The 16,236-nt window shown below is 65.7% G+C and carries 15 protein-coding genes; 11 read left to right on the forward strand and 4 right to left on the reverse strand.

From position 1 onward, the window contains the following. Positions 1-52: 52 nt before the first annotated feature. Complete coding sequence (locus tag RBA40_RS07100) at positions 53-2,899, forward strand: sensor domain-containing diguanylate cyclase (protein ID WP_306647083.1); 2,847 nt, start codon at positions 53-55, stop codon at positions 2,897-2,899. On the opposite strand, the gene RBA40_RS07105 is transcribed toward RBA40_RS07100, so the two are convergent. Both RBA40_RS07105 and RBA40_RS07110 read right to left on the reverse strand, forming a co-directional pair. After that, positions 2,896-3,507, reverse strand: a complete 612-nt coding sequence (locus tag RBA40_RS07105) for an FMN-binding negative transcriptional regulator (RefSeq protein ID WP_306647085.1) — start codon at positions 3,505-3,507, stop codon at positions 2,896-2,898. The genes RBA40_RS07100 and RBA40_RS07105 overlap by 4 nt on opposite strands. Beyond that, positions 3,507-3,971 carry an OsmC family protein gene (locus tag RBA40_RS07110; protein ID WP_306647144.1) on the reverse strand — a complete coding sequence of 155 codons (465 nt, stop codon included), beginning with the start codon at positions 3,969-3,971 and terminating at the stop codon, positions 3,507-3,509. Before RBA40_RS07110 ends, RBA40_RS07105 begins: the two co-directional genes overlap by 1 nt. A 96-nt stretch (positions 3,972-4,067) precedes the next feature. Here RBA40_RS07110 and pdxR point away from each other — a divergent pair, with 96 nt between their 5' ends. From pdxR to RBA40_RS07140, 6 genes are all read left to right on the forward strand, one after another. Then, positions 4,068-5,579 (forward strand): MocR-like pyridoxine biosynthesis transcription factor PdxR, encoded by a 1,512-nt coding sequence (pdxR, locus tag RBA40_RS07115; RefSeq protein ID WP_306647087.1) that lies wholly within the window; start codon positions 4,068-4,070, stop codon positions 5,577-5,579. Positions 5,580-5,593: 14 nt separating this feature from the next. After that, complete coding sequence (locus RBA40_RS07120) at positions 5,594-6,166, forward strand: DNA-3-methyladenine glycosylase I (protein ID WP_306647089.1); 573 nt, start codon at positions 5,594-5,596, stop codon at positions 6,164-6,166. Further along, positions 6,163-7,803 carry an FAD-dependent 5-carboxymethylaminomethyl-2-thiouridine(34) oxidoreductase MnmC1 gene (mnmC1, locus tag RBA40_RS07125; protein ID WP_306647091.1) on the forward strand — a complete coding sequence of 547 codons (1,641 nt, stop codon included), beginning with the start codon at positions 6,163-6,165 and terminating at the stop codon, positions 7,801-7,803. Before RBA40_RS07120 ends, mnmC1 begins: the two co-directional genes overlap by 4 nt. Positions 7,804-7,895: 92 nt before the next feature. Then, positions 7,896-8,603 carry a sensor histidine kinase gene (locus tag RBA40_RS07130; RefSeq protein ID WP_306647093.1) on the forward strand — a complete coding sequence of 236 codons (708 nt, stop codon included), beginning with the start codon at positions 7,896-7,898 and terminating at the stop codon, positions 8,601-8,603. Continuing rightward, complete coding sequence (locus RBA40_RS07135) at positions 8,600-10,285, forward strand: tetratricopeptide repeat-containing response regulator (protein WP_306647095.1); 1,686 nt, start codon at positions 8,600-8,602, stop codon at positions 10,283-10,285. Before RBA40_RS07130 ends, RBA40_RS07135 begins: the two co-directional genes overlap by 4 nt. 92 nt (positions 10,286-10,377) lie before the next feature. Continuing rightward, the gene (locus RBA40_RS07140) at positions 10,378-10,593 is read left to right on the forward strand and encodes a hypothetical protein (RefSeq protein WP_099874024.1); all 216 of its coding nucleotides are present in this window, start codon (positions 10,378-10,380) and stop codon (positions 10,591-10,593) included. A 165-nt stretch (positions 10,594-10,758) separates the two neighbouring features. Here RBA40_RS07140 and RBA40_RS07145 read toward each other — a convergent pair whose 3' ends face one another. After that, the gene (locus RBA40_RS07145; protein ID WP_306647097.1) at positions 10,759-11,427 is read right to left on the reverse strand and encodes a PhaM family polyhydroxyalkanoate granule multifunctional regulatory protein; all 669 of its coding nucleotides are present in this window, start codon (positions 11,425-11,427) and stop codon (positions 10,759-10,761) included. A 131-nt stretch (positions 11,428-11,558) separates the two neighbouring features. Here RBA40_RS07145 and RBA40_RS07150 point away from each other — a divergent pair, with 131 nt between their 5' ends. Together RBA40_RS07150 and RBA40_RS07155 are read left to right on the forward strand one after the other, a co-directional pair. Continuing rightward, positions 11,559-12,674, forward strand: coding sequence for a DUF3108 domain-containing protein (locus RBA40_RS07150; RefSeq protein WP_306647099.1), 1,116 nt, complete (start codon positions 11,559-11,561; stop codon positions 12,672-12,674). 3 nt (positions 12,675-12,677) lie between these two features. Next, positions 12,678-13,433: a DUF3108 domain-containing protein gene (locus tag RBA40_RS07155; protein WP_306647101.1), complete on the forward strand. Its 756-nt coding sequence runs from the start codon at positions 12,678-12,680 to the stop codon at positions 13,431-13,433. Between the two features lie 30 nt (positions 13,434-13,463). Here the strand turns inward: RBA40_RS07155 and RBA40_RS07160 are convergent, their stop codons facing one another. After that, the gene (locus tag RBA40_RS07160; RefSeq protein WP_306647103.1) at positions 13,464-13,901 is read right to left on the reverse strand and encodes a hypothetical protein; all 438 of its coding nucleotides are present in this window, start codon (positions 13,899-13,901) and stop codon (positions 13,464-13,466) included. A gap of 176 nt (positions 13,902-14,077) precedes the next feature. On the opposite strand from RBA40_RS07160, the gene RBA40_RS07165 reads away from it, so the two are divergent. Together RBA40_RS07165 and RBA40_RS07170 are read left to right on the forward strand one after the other, a co-directional pair. After that, positions 14,078-15,445, forward strand: coding sequence for a hypothetical protein (locus RBA40_RS07165; protein WP_099874029.1), 1,368 nt, complete (start codon positions 14,078-14,080; stop codon positions 15,443-15,445). Next, positions 15,438-16,232 (forward strand): hypothetical protein, encoded by a 795-nt coding sequence (locus RBA40_RS07170; RefSeq protein ID WP_306647145.1) that lies wholly within the window; start codon positions 15,438-15,440, stop codon positions 16,230-16,232. The genes RBA40_RS07165 and RBA40_RS07170 overlap by 8 nt, the downstream gene beginning before the upstream one ends. Positions 16,233-16,236 lie beyond the last annotated feature (4 nt).

A 16,236-nucleotide genomic window follows, 5' to 3' on the forward strand; every position in this document is an offset into this window, starting at 1 on the left:
GCATGTCCCATCGACGGTGTGGCGGCAAATTCGGGGGTTTCGATTGCTAGAAATGTTTGCAGTGGAGCAGGATCTGACGCAGCTGGAAGAGGAGCTTTCTTCCCAGTACGGCGTCGCGCGCCTGAAGCCGATGCTGGCGCTGGCCTGGCATCTGCGCCAGCGCGACCCGGCTCGCGCCCGCGCGCTGTCGATCGACGCCGCGCCGCTGTTGATGCTGCTGCCCGAATCCGAACGCCGCCTGGAGCAGGCGCGCTGCCAGCTGATCGATGGCGAAGCGGCCTGGCTGGCCGGCCATCTGGACGCCGCGCGCGCGCTGGCGGACGACGCCTGGGCCGAATTCCACCGCCAGGACGATTCGATCGGCAGTGCCGACGCGCGCTGGTTGCGCGCCTGGATCGAGGTCGATCGCGGCAATGCGGCCGCCAGCGACGCCGAACTGGTGGGCGCCGCGCATGACGTCTGGCGTGCCGGCGACCGCCTGCGCGCCGACGTGATCGACGCCGCCGCCGCCCTGTTCGCGGTGTTCCGCAACCTGCACTCGGCCAATGAGCGCTGGGGCAAGCGCTTCGACCCGGCCGAAATAGGCCTGCACCCGGCTGCCGCCGGATGGATCAACGATTACCTCGGCACCGCCGCTTTCCAGGCCAGCGACTTCGGGCGCGCCATTGGCCTGTTGATGAACACTTTCGAGGCGGCGCTGGCCACCGGCCAGGTACGGCGCGCGATCAACGTCGCCACCAATATCGGCAACGCCTTCACCAGCCTCAATGCGCACCACGCCGCCCTCGAATGGATGCAGCGCGGGCTGGATCTGGCGCGTCCGACCGGCTGGCCGATGAGCATTGGCCTGGCGCTGATGCAAACCGCCGAAACGCTGCGCCAGCTGGGCCAGCGCGAAGCGGCGCTGGAACTGCTGCACGAAGCACTGGCCACGCTCGCACCCATGTCCGGATCGCGCGCCTACGCCATCGCGCTCGAATACGAGGGCGACCTGGCGCTCGACGGCGGCGACTATGCGGCGGCGCTGGCAAGCTTCGCGCGCCTGGAAGCGCGCGGCGAAGCGCTGCACCAGGCCGACTTCCAGAGCGGCGCGCGGCGCGGCCAGGCGCACGCGCTGTCGCACATGAACCGCCCGCTCGAGGCGCTCGACAAGGCCGCGGCGGCGCTGGCGCTGGCGCGCGAACACGGCGACGCCTACAACCAGATCGCCGCGCTCAAGGTGCTGGCCGAGATCCACGCGCGCCATCGTTTGGCCGATCCCGCGCCGCTGGAAGCGCCCAGTCCCGCGCTGCACTACCTGAAGCAGGCCATGGCGGTGGCGGCCACCATCGACGGCTACACGGTGCCGGGCGACCTGTATGACGCGGTGGCGCGCGAGTACGCCAGCGTCGGTGATTATCCGCAAGCGTATGAAATCGCGCTGCGCGCAGGCGCCGCACGCGACAAGACCCACAGCCAGGAGGCGACCAACCGCGCCGTCGCGATGCAGGTGCAGTACCAGACCGAGCGCGCCAAGACCGAGGGCGAGCATCACCGCCAGCTCGCCGCGGCCGAAGCCAAGCGCGCCGAGGTACTGCAGCAGACCAGCGCCACGCTCGAACACCTGTCGGCCATCGGGCAGGAGATCACCACCCATCTGGACGCCGCCGCCGTGTTCCGCGCGCTCGACCGCCACGTGCACGGCCTGCTCGACGCCACCCACTTTTCCATCTTCCTGATCGATGCGGACGGCAGCTCGCTGCGCTGCGCTTTCGGCGTGGAAGCAGGCAAGCCGCTGCCGGCCACGCGCTATTCGCTCACCGACGAACATGCCAATTCGGCGCGCTGCGTGCGCGAGCGGCGCGAGATCCTGCTCGACCTCAATGCCGGCGACGACATGCCGAACCTGATTCCGGGTACCTTGCCGACACTGAGCCTGCTGTTTGCGCCGCTGCTGATCGGTGAGCGGGTGCTGGGCGTGATGACGGTGCAGTCGCTGCAGGCCAACGCCTACCGCGAACGCGAGCGGCTGATTTTTCGCACCCTGTGCGCGTACGGCGCCATTGCCCTCGACAACGCCGGCGCCTATCTGCAGGTGGCGGCCACGCTCAAGGCCCTGAGCGCGACCCAGGCGCAGCTTCTGGACAAGAACGTCGAACTGGAACAGGCCTACAAGGCGCTGGAAGAGGTGAGCCTGACCGACCAGCTGACCGGCCTGCGCAACCGCCGCTTCTTCCTGCAGCATGTCGACGCCGACGTGGTCATGAGCCTGCGCGGCTATGACGACCCGCTGCGCAACAGCGCGCCGGAACGCGAAAATGCGCCGGGCAAGGACCTGGTGTTCTTCATGGTCGACCTGGATCACTTCAAGGAAGTCAATGACCGGCATGGACACGCAGCCGGCGACGCGGTGCTGGTGCAGATGCAGGAGCGATTGCGTGAAGTGTTCCGCGAGTCCGACTATCTGATTCGATGGGGCGGCGAAGAATTCCTGGTGCTGGCGCGCGCCACCCATCGGGATGACGCGAAAGTAGTGGCGGAGCGCATCCGCGAGGCGGTCGCCAACCGCGACTTCGTGCTGCCCGACGGGACGACGCTGCGCAAGACCTGCTCGATCGGTTTTGCGTGCTTTCCGTTCGTGCCGGAAGAGCCGCGCCTGTTGTCGTGGTCCGAAGTGGTGGAGCTGGCCGACCAGGGCCTGTACCTGGTCAAGCGCTCGGGGCGCAATGCCTGGGCCGGCATCTACAGTACGCCCGAGGCACGGCACGATGGCGTATTCTCGCGCCTGATTCATCATCTTGAGCAGGCGCTGATCGACGGCGAGGCGCGGCTGGTGACCAACATCGACGAGGTGCAGGTTGCCGCAGGCGCCAAGACACGGCGCCTGGTGCTCGCTTCCGACAAAGTGACGCCGCGCTAGGCCGAGCGTCGCTGCATCGCTTGCGCCATCGGCATATCCATGGCCGACTCGATCGTGCGCTGGTCGTTCTGCGAGCGGTTCTGGCTCACCTTCCATTTGCCGTGCATGCGCTCGACCGGAATTTCGATCCCGACGATCATCGTCACCAGCCGGTCGATGAAGTCGGACGGTGCGTCCTCGATCGACCATGGCGCCGCCTGCGCCGCTTCGTGGCGTGCGGTAAGGCGGCCGAGCAGCGCGAGTATCCACGCCGGGTCTTCGATGGCGCGCAGCGTGCCATGGGCGTGCACCACGGCGTAGTTGTAGGTCGGGACCACTTTGCCGTTGATCTTCTTGTCCTCGTACAGCGCGGGCGTGATGTAGGCCGACGGCCCCTGGAACACCACCAGCGTCTCGCCAGCGTGGCGCCAGAGCGGATTGGCGCGTGCGACGTGGGCGCGCAGGATCCCGAACGGCGCGTTCTCATCGCCGGCATCGATCTCGAACGGAATGTGATTGGCGTCCAAACCGCTGTCGCCGTGCGTGATGATGGTGCCCAGCGGATGCGCGTCGATCAGGCCGTGCAGCAGCGATGGGCGCATTTCGTCGAAGGCGGAAGGTCCGTACATTAAGCACTCCCTTCGATGACCACGTCGGTCTTGATCGAGTTGGCGATGTAGCACTGCGCGTGGGCGGCATGATGCAGGGCGTCGAGTTGGGCGGCGTCGGGGCGGGTGCCGTCGGCGAAGGTGATCGCGGGACGCAGCACGATTTTTGTCATCGCCATCTTGCCGTCCGCGTTTTTGTCCATGGTGCCGATGGCGTGGTCGCGGTAGTCGTCCACCACATGGCCGGCGCGCGCCGCCAGCGAGAGGAAGAACAGCATGTGGCAGCTCGATACCGAGGCGACCAGCGCTTCTTCCGGGTCGACTGCGGCCGGGTCGGACATCGGCAGCGCCACGGACAGCGGCGAGGACGAGGCGGGCACGCGCAGGCCGCCGTCGAACGACCACGCGTGGGCGCGGCTGTAACGGTTGTCCAGAAAGGGCTGCGCACCGCGCTGCCAGACCAGTTGTGCTTCGAATTGCTGCATCTTGCTTGGCTCCGGATGGTGATTGGACACGACGTGTCCATCCACTTATCTTATGCGCCGGTTTGGCTTGCTCAAATATCCAATTCACGCGATTATGTGAAGACCAATTACCGGACCGCCATGCTCGTTACCGACATCCTCGCCGCTTTGCCCCTTGCGCGCGGCACGCCCGACCCTTTGTTCCGCCAGCTTTACGCGCAGATCAAGGAAGCCATCCTGCGCGGCACGCTCAGCGCCGGCATGCAGCTGCCGCCCACGCGCGAACTGGCGCGCCTGCTCGCGGTCTCGCGCCAGACGGTCCTCAACGCCTACGACCAGCTCAGCGCCGAAGGCTACCTCAATGGCGCCGTCGGCAAGGGCACCTTCATCAGCGACCATCTGGGGCAAGCCACGCCCGTACCGTACGCCACGCACGCCCCGATGCGCCCCCTGTCCGCGCGCGGCGATGCCTACGCCACGGCGATGGAAAGCGTCGGCTTCCACCAGGGGAAACTGCGTCCATTCCGGGTCAGCATGCCGTCGCTGGACCTGTTTCCGTTCGATGTGTGGAGCCGGTTGGAGGGGCGGCGCTGGCGCCATCCCGACCACCACATGGGCTACAGCGACCCGGCCGGCTACGCGCCGCTGCGCGAGCTGCTGTGCGTCTACCTGCGCGCCTCGCGCGGCGTGACCTGCACGCCGGAACAGGTGATCGTCACCTCCGGCTCGCAACAGGGCCTGTTTTTGCTGTCGCAACTGCTGCTCGACCCCGGCGACCAGGTGTGGGTGGAGTCGCCCGGCTACCAGGGCGCCAGCGCGCCGCTGTTCGCCGCCGGCGCACATGTGTGTACGGTGCCCGTGAACGCCGACGGCATGGATGTCGCCTACGGCATGGCGCAGTACCCGGACGCGAAAATGGTGCTGGCCACGCCCTCGCACCAGTTGCCGCTCGGCGTAACCATGAGTTTGCAGCGCCGCCTGGAGCTGCTGCGCTGGGCCACCGCCAAACGCGCCTGGATCATCGAGGACGACTATGACAGCGAGTACCGCTACACCGGCCCGCCGCTGGCGTCCCTGCAAAGCCTGGACCGCGCCGGCTGCGTAATGTACGTCGGAACCTTGTCGAAGGTGCTGTTCCCCGGCCTGCGTCTCGGGTACATCGTGGCGCCGCCGGCTCTGGTCGAAGCGGTGGTGCGCGCCAAGGCGGTGATGGACCGCCACACCGCCATCGTGCCGCAGATGGTGCTGGCCGACTTCATGGCGGACGGTCATTTTGGCCGTCACATCCGGCGCACCCGCGACGCCTATGCCGAACGGCGCGCGGCGCTGCTGGCCGCGATCGAGGCGCGCATGAGCGAGCAGGTGACAGTCGGCCCGTCCGACGCCGGCCTCGATCTGGCCGTGCATTTCCGGCGCGGCCATGATGAAGCCACGGTCGTGGCGCGCGCGCTGGAGCAGGGCATCGAAACGCGCGCGTTGGACTACTATGCCAACCGCATGGCCACGCCCGCGTGCGCATTCGCCCCCGGCCTGCTGCTCGGGTTCTCGTCGCTGACGACAGCGCAGATCGTGCACGGTATCGACGTGCTGGCGAAGGTGCTGGCGAAGGTGCCGAAACGCGCGCCTTGAACTATACTGACATCATGACTATTGAACGCTGCTCCTGGGCCAACCCCGCCAATCAACGCTATCTCGATTACCACGACCATGAGTGGGGCGTGCCTTGCCACGACGAGAACACGTTGTTTGAAATGCTCAATCTCGAAGGCGCGCAGGCGGGCCTGAGCTGGGAGACGATCTTGAACAAGCGCGATACCTACCGCCTCGCTTTCGACAACTGGGACGCCGAAAAAATCGCGCGCTACGATGCCGCCAAGGTGGCCGAGCTGCTGGCCAATCCCGGCATCGTGCGCAACAAGCTCAAGGTGGCCGCCGCCATCACCAACGCCCAGGCCTACCTGCGCCTGCGTGCCGAGGGCGGCACGCTCGATCAATACCTGTGGAGTTTTGTCGACGGAAAACCGATCGTCAACCACTACAGCGCCGACGAGCGCTCGCCGGCCAAGACCGAGCTGTCGGACCGCCTGTCCAAGGACTTGCTCAAACGCGGCTTCAAATTTGTCGGCTCGACCATCGTGTACGCGTACATGCAGGGTATCGGCATGATCGACGACCATTCGGCCACCTGCTTTCGCCACGCGCAGCGGACCGCATGAACTGGCAAACCACCTGGAGCGAGCGAGCCCACTTCGTCATTTTCGATGCCGCCTATGGCGACGGCGCGGCCTTTCAAAAGACGCTGCACGCCTGGCGCAACGATCCGCAGCGGCCCGCGCGCCTGCATTACATTGCGCTGGCAAAGGAAGCACTGCCCGGCTATCGGCGCATTCCGCAAATTGAAGACGCGGTCACGCTCGATCTGCTCACCGCGCCGCTCGACAGCGCCCTCGAACTACTGAGCGCACGCCTGGATGCCATCTGGCTGCACGACATTGGCGACGCCGGCACCCGCTTTGCCCACGCGCTGGGCAAACTGGCCGAACCCGGCGCGCTGCTCGACGCCGATGGCCTTACGCACACGCAGATGGCGACCCTGGCGCGCGCCGGCTTTGCCTGGGAGGCGGGCGTGCAGCGCGCGGTCTATGCCAGCCGCCGCCCCCAAGCCGGGCCGGCAGCGCCGCGCGCGCGCCGCGCCATCGTGATCGGTGCCGGGCTGGCCGGCGCGGCCGCCTGCGAGCGCCTGTGCGCGCGCGGCTGGCAGGTGACGCTGATCGAACGCCACGCGCAGCCGGCGCGCGAAGCGTCCGGCAACCTGGCCGGCATCACCATGCCGCTGCTCTCGAAAGACGACAACCTCATGACGCGCCTGTCGCGCGCCGCCTTCCTGTATGCGCAAGCCTACTGGGACCGCATTGGCGAGAACGGCATCGACAGCGCCCGTTGCGGCGTGCTGCAACTGGCGCGCGACGCCGCGCATGCGGACGTACAGCGCGCCATCGCGGCAAGCCACGCCTACCCCGCCGATTTCGCCCAATGGCTGGAAGCGCCGGCCGCGGGCGAACTGCTTGGCGCACCCGCTCCCGATGGCGCCTGGCTGTTCCGCCAGGGCGGCTGGATACGGCCCGCCAGCGCCTGCGGCGCCATGCTCACCGCCTGCGGCGAGGCACTGGTGCGGCACTTCGGCGCCGGCACCGTGACGCTGGAAAAACGCGGCGCCGACTGGTGCGCCATCGACGCCGCCGGCGAGGTGCTCGCGCAAGCGCCAGTGGTGGTGCTGGCCAACGGCACCGGCGCGGCCGACGTGCCGTTCGCCGCCGGACTGCCTTTGTCTCCCGTGCGTGGCCAGGTGACCCATCTGGCCCAGGGCGCCGCGCCGGCGCTGCCCTTCGTGCTGTGCCGCGAAGCCTATCTGACACCGGCCGTGGGCGGCATGCACAGCCTGGGCGCGAGCTACGACGACGATGCCGACCCGGCCCTGCGCCAGGGCAGCCAGGACGAGAACCTGGCAAAGATCCGCACCATGCTGGGCGATCCGGCGCTCGGACGCGACGCGCCGCTGCAGGGGCGGGTCGGCTTTCGCTGCGTGGCGCCGGACCGCATGCCGCTGGTGGGCGCCTTGCCCGACCCCGACGCGGCGGGCCGCATCGAGCGTCTGCGCGACGTGCCGCGCCATGCCGGCGTGTACGGCCTGCTGGGCTACGCGTCGCGCGGCCTGACCTGGGCGCCGCTGGCGGCCGAACTGCTGGCCGCGCAGCTCGGTGGCGAGCCCTTGCCGCTGGAGGCCGACCTGGTCGCGGCGCTCGATCCGGCCCGTTTCCTGCTGCGCGAACGGCGCCGTGGCGAGGTAGGATAGCGAACCGGGCACGGTGTCATCCGGTTATAATTGGTATGCAGCAACTCTTTTGCAACTGATCGCCGCGCCCAGCGTGGCTGGAGCCGATCACGATGGACGATGCGCCCGAGTCGAACGAGCTGTTTCTGTTTCTTGCGTCCACCGCGCACGATATGAAAAACTCCGTCAGCGTGCTGAGCGGCACGCTGGAGACCTTGCTCGCCAACGCCGCGCCCGGCACGGAAACGGCCTATCCGCAGATGGTGCACATGCTGTACCAGACCAAGCGCCTGAACGACAACCTGATCCAGCTGCTGGCCCTGTACAAGCAGGTCGGCAAACCCGCCTATCCGTTCGATATGCAGCCGCTGGCGATGGGCGACCTGGTGGCGCAGGTGGTGGGCGCCAGCCGCATCCTGCTCGACTCGCGTCATATCAAGCTGGAAACGAGTGCCGATCCGGACCTGGTCTGGCATGTGGACGAAGATCTGATCGTCGGCGTGCTCGGGCATGCGATCAACAATGCCATCCATTACACCAAAGACACGATCCGCCTCGTCATCGGCGTGGTCGACGGCGACCTCGAGATCCGGATCGAAGACAACGGCGCCGGCTACACGGCCGCCATGCTGGAGGCGGGCGTATCGGCCATGCATGGCGCCAGCGCGGGCGTGAATTTTTTGACCAACAGCACCGGCCTGGGGCTGTATTTCTCCAGCGAAGTGGCCAAGATGCACAAGCACCGCCAGCGCGCGGGCCGCCTGCGCCTGGAAAACGGCGGCACTTACGGCGGCGCCTGCTTCGTGCTGAGCCTGCCATGATCGTCGATCCCAAGCCGACCGCCAAGCTGGCCACCAGCATCGACCTGGTCGACTGGGCCGGCAAGAATTACCTGGTGGTGGACGACTTCATCGGCATCCGCCAGTTGCTGCGCGAAAGCTTGCGCAATCTGGGAGCCAAGAATATCGACCAGGCATCGAGCGGCGGCGAAGCCATTGCCATGCTGGCGCGCATCCGCTACGACGTGGTGCTGTGCGATTACAACCTGGGCGAGGGCAAGAACGGCCAGCAAGTGCTGGAAGAGGCGCGCGTACGCAATTTGCTGCTGCCGAGCAGCGTCTGGCTGATGGTGTCGGCCGAGAAGGGCATCGAATCGGTCATGGGTGCGGCCGAGCACCAGCCCGACGCTTACCTGATCAAGCCGATCACCGAGGGCGTGCTGCTGACCCGCCTGAACCGCGTGTGGCAAAAAAAACAAGTGTTCAAGCAGATCGACCAGGCCTTTGCCGAAAAGGATTACCTGCGCGCGGCCAAGATGTGCGACAGCCAGATCGTGGCCAGCAAGGTGCACGAAATGGAATTGCTGCGCATGAAGGCGCGCCTGATGCTCAAGAGCGGCGAGCCGGAAAAGGCGCGCGAAACCTACGAGCGCGTGCTGCAGGAGCGCGATTATCAATGGGCCAAGGCCGGCCTGGCCAAGATCCGCATGGCCAACGGCGAATACGAGCAGGCGCGCCAGATGTTCCAGGGCGTGATCGCCGAGAACCGCTACTACATCGACGCGTACGATCAGTTGGCGCTCACCTACCAGGGCATGGGACAGCACGAGGAAGCCTGCGCCGTGCTCGAGCGCGCGGCCAAGCTGTCGCCCAATTCGGTGATGCGGCAGCGCTCGCTGGGGCAGGTGTCGCTCAAGCTCGGCAATGTGGGGATGGCTGAAAAAGCATTCCGCAAGTGCATTTCGATCGGCGAATTTTCTGTCATGAAAACGGTCGACGCTTACCTTGGCCTGGCGCGGGTCTGCGGGCTCAAGCACGAAACCAAGGAAGCGATGCAATTGCTCGTGCTGGCCCAGCGCGAGTTTCCAGGCGAACAAATCCAACTCCGCAGCAAGATTACCGAGGGCATGGTCTACCACGAGAGCGGCGACTACCAGCGCGCGCGCAAGGCCGGCGACGAGCTCGACGAGATGCTCATCGGCAGTCCCGAGCGTCCTGATACCCCCACGTGCCTGGAACTGGCGACCTTGCTGTTTTTCGTCGGGCACCGCGAGTCGCCTGTCGAGCTGCTGTGCTATGTGATCAAGAACAATCACGACAACCTGCAGTTGCTCGACGACGTACAAAAAATCTTCGACCACGTCCATATGGGCGACGAGGGGCTGGCGCTGATCCGCGCGTCGAGGAAGGAAGCGAGCGACCTGATGAATCAGGGTGTGTCGCTATGGAAAACCGGCAAGCTGCCCGAGGCCGTTGCCTGGATGCGCAGCGCACGCATGAGCTTGCCCAACAACTTGCGCATCCTGTTCAACTCGGCCCAGATCCTGATTTCGCACATGCAACAGCTCGGCTATGACCTTGCCCTGGCGGCCGAAGCGACCGAGGTGTTGCTGCACGTGGACAAAATCCTGCCCGGGCAACAGCGCTTCGCCCAGCTCATGGAACAGCTCGCCGCACTGGCGCCGGGAGCGGGCGCTGAGGCCGATGGCATTGACCCAGGCTGAGCCGTTTGCACGTTTGCGCTTGTCCCCACGCTTGCTGGTGATAAACTGATCACTGCGCGGAAGTTTCCGCATACAACAAGAAAGGGACGTACATGCGCGACATCGCAAATGAAGTCTATGAAAAAATGCGTGTAGGCAGCAGTGCATGGATACGGCCAGTGGCCGCCAAGGGCGATACCGTGCCCTCGTTCCAGGCTGTGCATGAGCAAGTCAAACAGATGGCGGAAGATGGTTTGATTACCATCTCGACCATCAAACGCCAGGAAGATGGCCTGATCGACGCGATCCGGATTCAGCGACTGGCGTAGGGCTCGCTTGCCGCAGCCGCCAATGCTGACCAATGAACGGCCCATTAACTTAAAACCGTCATCTCCGCGCTGGCGGAATCCATGGCCTCTACGCTAAGCGACGGTGCCTTGGATTCCCGCCTGCGCGGGTTCTTAGGAAAGCGTTGTTAACCTAAGCATTAGGCCCTAAGCGCCGGTTTTCGGCTTGGCGCGTCGGGATGCGGCCTTGGCCTCACTCTCCGGCTCGCCCTGGCTTGCGTTGGCCGTGTCCGCTGCCGACGGCTGCGCCGCGGACGGCGCCGCGTTCCCGGCGGCATCTCCTGCCTTCTCCGTGCCCGTCTCGGGCGTCATTGCGGTCGTCACCGCCTGATTAAATTGTTCCTGCAGCATGTTCCACCACGCTACGGGATTGCTCATTGCGTTCGGCGCTGGCGCGTCTTTCTGCTCCTTGGCTGGCTCGGGCGCTGGCGCGGGCGCCTTGGCGGGGGCCGGCTGGGTGAAAAATGCCGACGCGAACGGCGCCGCCGCCAACACCGATTTCTCATCCGCACCAGGTTGCTTGACGGCGGCCGCCAACGTCGCGCCCATCGATTTCAGGGTGGCGATGGTGCCGCGCTGCACTTCCATGGTCTGGATGGTGCCGCGCAGCATGGACACATTGAGGTTGAGCCAAGCTTCGACGGCTTTCAGGTCGGCGATTTTCTTGTCCAGCTCGTCGAGCGAAACAGGCGGCATGGCCATATTGGGGAAGGACATCCCCGGCACGGCCATGCTACCCCACAAATTCTTGACGAAGTCCAGCGTGTCGGTCACGGCGCCGACACCGGGGATGTTGGGCATGGGTGGTTTCAGCATGGAAGTCTCCGTAAAGTAGAAGCTTGAGCGTAGCAGATAATTAACATCCTATCAAAGTATGTTGTGCGAGCAGCAAAGCGCGCACGGGGTGGTGTCAGCGGGAAAAGCGCCAGACACGTTAAACTGTGGCCATGACGATCGCATCCTATCTCTCCCGACGACGCCGCGCGCTGGCGATCGGCACGGCGACAGTGCTGCTGCATTATCTGGCGATCAGTTTTGTCGGCGCGCGCATCGCTCTGGCGCCGGTCAATGCGCCGGACCTGGAACCGGTCACCATCATCGCTGAGCTGCACGCGCCGGCGCCGGCGGCAGCACCCTTGCCGCCACCGAAGCCGAAGCCGAAGCCGGCTGCCGCGCGGCCGCGTGCGCCGGCCAGGAGCACGCCCGCGCCGGCTGCGCCCGTCGCCGAGGTGAACAGCGAGGCCGAGGCTGGCGGCGCGGGCGATGCCGCCGATGCCGCGCCGGCGCCCGTTCAAGCCAGCGCTGCCGAGGTGGCGCCCGCCGTGGAACTGGCGCCCGAGCCGCCGCCGGTGGTGGAAGCGGCACCGGCGGAACCGGTCAAGCCGGCGCTCAAGGTCAGCCTGCCGCCATCGGCCGAGCTGAACTTCGACGTGGCGCGCACCGACCGCGACGGCGGCACCTGGTCCGGCTTGTCGACCATATCTTGGAAGCAAGCGGCCGGCGCCTACAAGCTGTCGATGGAAGCGAGCGTGAGCGTGCTGGTAGCGCGCGTGAACCTGGTGCTGCTCACCAGCGAAGGCACGGTCGGCGCGGACGGCATTGTGCCGCGCACCGCCACCGAAAAGCGGCGCGGCAAGACCCAGACGGCTACCCATTTCGGCGGGCCGGACGGCAAGATTACCTTTTCCGCCTCCGAGCGCAGCTATCCGATGGTGGCCGGGGCCCAGGACAAGGCCAGCTTCCTGCTGCAGCTGGCCGCCATCGGGCGGGCCGACAGCGCCCAGCTGGCCAGCGGCGTCGAGCTGTTCGTGGGCGAGGAAAAGGATGCCAACCCGTTCGGCTTCGTGCTGGTCGGGAAGGAAGAAATCGATACCCGGATGGGGCGGATGGCGACCTGGCACGTCGCGCGCCCGCCGCGCCCGGGGGCCTATAACTCACGACTGGACATCTGGCTGGCACCGGCACACAACTGGTATCCGGTGCAGATCCGCAATACCGAGTCGAACGGCTCGGTCACGACCCAGACCATCCGCAAGATTCTCATCACCGATTCAGGAAACTAAACTATGCGACCTACACTATTGACACATCTGTTGGGCGGCGCCGTACTGGCCGGTACCTTCTCCGGCGCCAGCGTATTTGCGGCCGAACATGAGGCGCAGCTGCGTCCGGTCAACATGCCGCCTTCGGCCGACCTGCACTACACGCTCAAGGCGCGCCAGAAAGGGCTGAGCCTGAGCGGCGAAGCCCAGGTGGCCTGGCGCGCGGGCGAGGGCAAGTACAGCCTCGTCACCGAAACGAAAGCCCAGATGCTCGGCAAGATCCTCGACAGCCGCAGCGAAGGCAAGATCGATAACTACGGCATCGCGCCGGATCAGTTCGTGGAGAAGCGCTACCGCAAGGAAGCTACCACGGCCACCTTCGACCGCGCCGCCAAGATCCTCAGTTTCAGCGCGGGCAAGGAAACCTATCCCTTGCTCGGTGGCGAGCAGGACCGCAGCAGCGCGCAGTGGCAACTGGCGGCGCTGGCGCGCGCCCAGCCGGACAAATTCACGCCGGGTTCGGAATGGCGCCTGTTCGTGGCCGGGCGCAAGGATGCGCAGCCGTGGTCGTTCAAGGTGGTCAAGCGCGAAAAGATCACGACTGGTCTGGGCGAAGTCGAGGCGGTGCACCTGATCAAGGCGCCGCCGCCGGGTGACAAGGACCAGGCCATCGACCTGTGGCTGGCGCCAGCGCACGACTGGTATCCGGTGCAATTGCGCTACAGCGATGAAGAAGGCGAGTTCATCGAGCAGACGGTCGACAAGATCAGCAAGAAATAAGCGCCGCTCCCGGGCGCTGCCGGCCCGGGTTCATTGTTGCCGTTGTTTGATCTGCGCATACGGGTTGCCCACCGTTTCGCCGAACTCGGCGATCGCACGCCGGATGCCGGCGGCGATGATCGTCTCCAGGCTTTCCGGGTCGACCGAGGCGGCGTACGACAGGGCATCGGCCAGCCCCAGAGTGCGGATGATGGCCAGCATCAGAGCCGTTGAATCGAGGTCGCGCCGGTCCCACACGCCGATCACAAACGCGCTCAGGCGCTTCCTGGCCGCATGCGGCAGGATTTCATAGGTTTGCCATTGCCTGTCGGCCAATTGCGACAGTGCTTGCATCATCATCAACTTTTCCGCAGGGTCCGGCACCCCATGCCGGAACGAGCGCAGCAGGGAGGCGAGTTCCTTCTCCACCTGCGGAGACGGCAAATAATCGGGCAAGGCAGTAATCCTTTGCAACTCTTCTTGATCCACGCATCTCTCCTCTTCATGATGTGATATTACTTTAGTTTCAATAGTTCTTGCAATTATGAAACAAGATTGCAAACAGGGTGGGTACGTTTGGTCGGATTGCCTTGGCTTAACTGATATACTGACGCCCCCAACGGCAAGACCTTTTGCCGAGAGCAAGAAACTGGTACCGGAACACGATGATGGAAACAACGGCAGGCGTGGCTGCAGAACCACTGACTTTAGGGCAAGACGACCACGATTCCTTGCAGGCGCATTTTCACGCCGGCATTTCGGCTGACGAGATCGAGCAAGTCTTTCATTTGAAGCGGGCGCAACCGACGCTGCAAGCGTTCACCGCGCTGTTCCATGGCGGCGCCGACGGCGTGTTGATCCGCCTGCTGGTACTGCGCGAACTGGCGGCCGATACCAGCACCACCGCGTTTTCGCGCGCCGACATCAACCAGAAGCTGTCTTACCTGATTCCCGAAAGCCTGGAAACGGTGCTCACCCGCCTGCGTTCGCACAGCCTGCTGGCCTGGGATGCCCAGGCCGCCGTCTACCGCGTCACCCCGATGGCGCGCAACGTGCTCTCGTCGCTTGACACCCTGCTCTCGATGGGCCAGGCCGACGACGACGCCGAGATGGGTTTCCTGCTCTCGCAGGTGGCCGGCGCCCAGGCCGTGGGCGGGGTCACGGTCGAACAGCTCAAGCACCTGCTGGGACGCCTGGTCGAACTGACCGAGGAATTTCGCGATGCGATCGCCTCCGGTTCCGAGTTCCGCCTGCGCACCTCGCAAGCGAAGTGGCACATGGCCTGCGACTGGGTCGAGAAGGGGTCCGAAATCCTGCGCGCGATCACCAGCGATGAACGGGCCGACTCGGCCACCCACAAGGCCGCGCAAGCCATCGGGCGCGCCCAGAGCGCGCTGCTGAACATGCAGGGCATGTTCTCGCGCGCGCTGAACCAGATCGAGCGCCAGCGCGTGCACCTCGGCCAGTCCGGCCTGTCGACCACGGACGTCAAGCGCTGGCTGCTGGCGCACGACGATTTATCGAGCCTGGCGCAGGGCGCGATCGACCGCCCGGTCATGCCGCTGTTCGTCACCCCGGCCGAAATGATCGACGTGGCCGAAACCGAACTGCTGGCCGAGCGCAGCGCCAGCACGGGCCCGAGCGGCCTGCCGCAGGGCGAGGATGCCCCGCTGACCATCAACGACGGCCCGGCCATCCAGGCCGAACTCGATGACTGGCTGGCGCGCCTGGCCGACTTTGCCAACCTCGGTAACTTCCCCAGCTTCTCGGAGCACGGCCCGAAAACGGTGCCGATCCAGGATTCGCTGCTGCCGGCCAGCTTTGCGGTGGCGTCGTACCGCGCCTCGATGCTGCCGCTGCTGGGCGACGCCGCCGAGGCCAGCCTGCAGGGCGCCACGGCGCAGCTGGCGCGCCTGCCGATCACCTTCACGCCCACCGACGAAATGGTGCAGCTGAACGACCCGCACGTCTTTGCGATGTCGATCGCCACCCTCTCACTTGATCTGGAAAGCGGCCCGGCCGATGATAAATGACGATTCCCAAATCCTGATTGCGCGCCTGCTGACGCACCAGACCCTGCGCCGCGACGACAAACTGGTCAAGCGCGTGCTGTCCGATGAACTGTTCCGCGCCGAAGTCGACAAGCGCCTGCTCGAATCGGGCTTGAAGCTGCTCGATAACGTCTACGCCGACCACGTCACGCTGGCGCTGCACCGCGCCGTGGAGCCGAAGATTTTCGGCGCCAAGGATATCTGGCAAAACAATAATTTCGGCCTCACGCGCGACGGCGTGGCGCTGCTGGTGGTGCTGTGGGCGCAGATCATCCTGCCCAAGCGCGAGCGCCAGGAAACCCACCAGAACGCCGACGACGACCAGAACGACCTGTTCGACAAGGACAAGCCGATGCCGCGCGCGGAAGACACCTCGATCGGCATCTCGTACACCGCGCTGCTGTCGGACTTCGGCGACAAGCTCGGTAAAAAGACGCGCATGGACATGAATCTGGGCGCGCTCTCGCGCATGGGCTTCATCGAACGGCGCGGCGACGTGATCCTCGAAGGCCCCCTGCTCGACCTGCTGATGGATACCGACGTGCTCAAGGAACGCATCATCAACGGCGCCCTGGCCGACGTCTTCAAGCGTGCGCCAGTAGCGGTGGTGGTGCCCAAGCCGGGCGCCAGCGAAGCGGCCAACGACGCCACCGCCATGCGCGACGCCAGCGCCATCCGCGAAGCCGAGGCGGACGCCATTGCGCTGGCCGCCATCGAGCCCGATCCTGGCGCCGCCGACGCTGACGCCCACGCCGATACCCCAACCTGAGGCT

The organism is Massilia pseudoviolaceinigra, from assembly GCF_030846505.1.
In the GTDB taxonomy this organism is placed as follows: Bacteria; Pseudomonadota; Gammaproteobacteria; order Burkholderiales; family Burkholderiaceae_D; genus Telluria_A; species Telluria_A violaceinigra.

Bases quoted from the DNA above. Each gene is read 5' to 3' on its own strand.
- RBA40_RS07155 (WP_306647101.1), top strand. From the start codon at position 12,678: ATGCGACCTACACTATTGACACATCTGTTGGGCGGCGCCGTACTGGCC.
- RBA40_RS07120 (WP_306647089.1), top strand. From the start codon at position 5,594: ATGACTATTGAACGCTGCTCCTGGGCCAACCCCGCCAATCAACGCTAT.
- RBA40_RS07130 (WP_306647093.1), top strand. From the start codon at position 7,896: ATGGACGATGCGCCCGAGTCGAACGAGCTGTTTCTGTTTCTTGCGTCC.
- RBA40_RS07100 (WP_306647083.1), top strand. From the start codon at position 53: ATGTTTGCAGTGGAGCAGGATCTGACGCAGCTGGAAGAGGAGCTTTCT.
- RBA40_RS07135 (WP_306647095.1), top strand. From the start codon at position 8,600: ATGATCGTCGATCCCAAGCCGACCGCCAAGCTGGCCACCAGCATCGAC.
- RBA40_RS07145 (WP_306647097.1), bottom strand. From the start codon at position 11,427: ATGCTGAAACCACCCATGCCCAACATCCCCGGTGTCGGCGCCGTGACC.
- RBA40_RS07150 (WP_306647099.1), top strand. From the start codon at position 11,559: ATGACGATCGCATCCTATCTCTCCCGACGACGCCGCGCGCTGGCGATC.
- mnmC1 (WP_306647091.1), top strand. From the start codon at position 6,163: ATGAACTGGCAAACCACCTGGAGCGAGCGAGCCCACTTCGTCATTTTC.
- RBA40_RS07110 (WP_306647144.1), bottom strand. From the start codon at position 3,971: ATGCAGCAATTCGAAGCACAACTGGTCTGGCAGCGCGGTGCGCAGCCC.
- RBA40_RS07140 (WP_099874024.1), top strand. From the start codon at position 10,378: ATGCGCGACATCGCAAATGAAGTCTATGAAAAAATGCGTGTAGGCAGC.
- RBA40_RS07105 (WP_306647085.1), bottom strand. From the start codon at position 3,507: ATGTACGGACCTTCCGCCTTCGACGAAATGCGCCCATCGCTGCTGCAC.
- RBA40_RS07165 (WP_099874029.1), top strand. From the start codon at position 14,078: ATGATGGAAACAACGGCAGGCGTGGCTGCAGAACCACTGACTTTAGGG.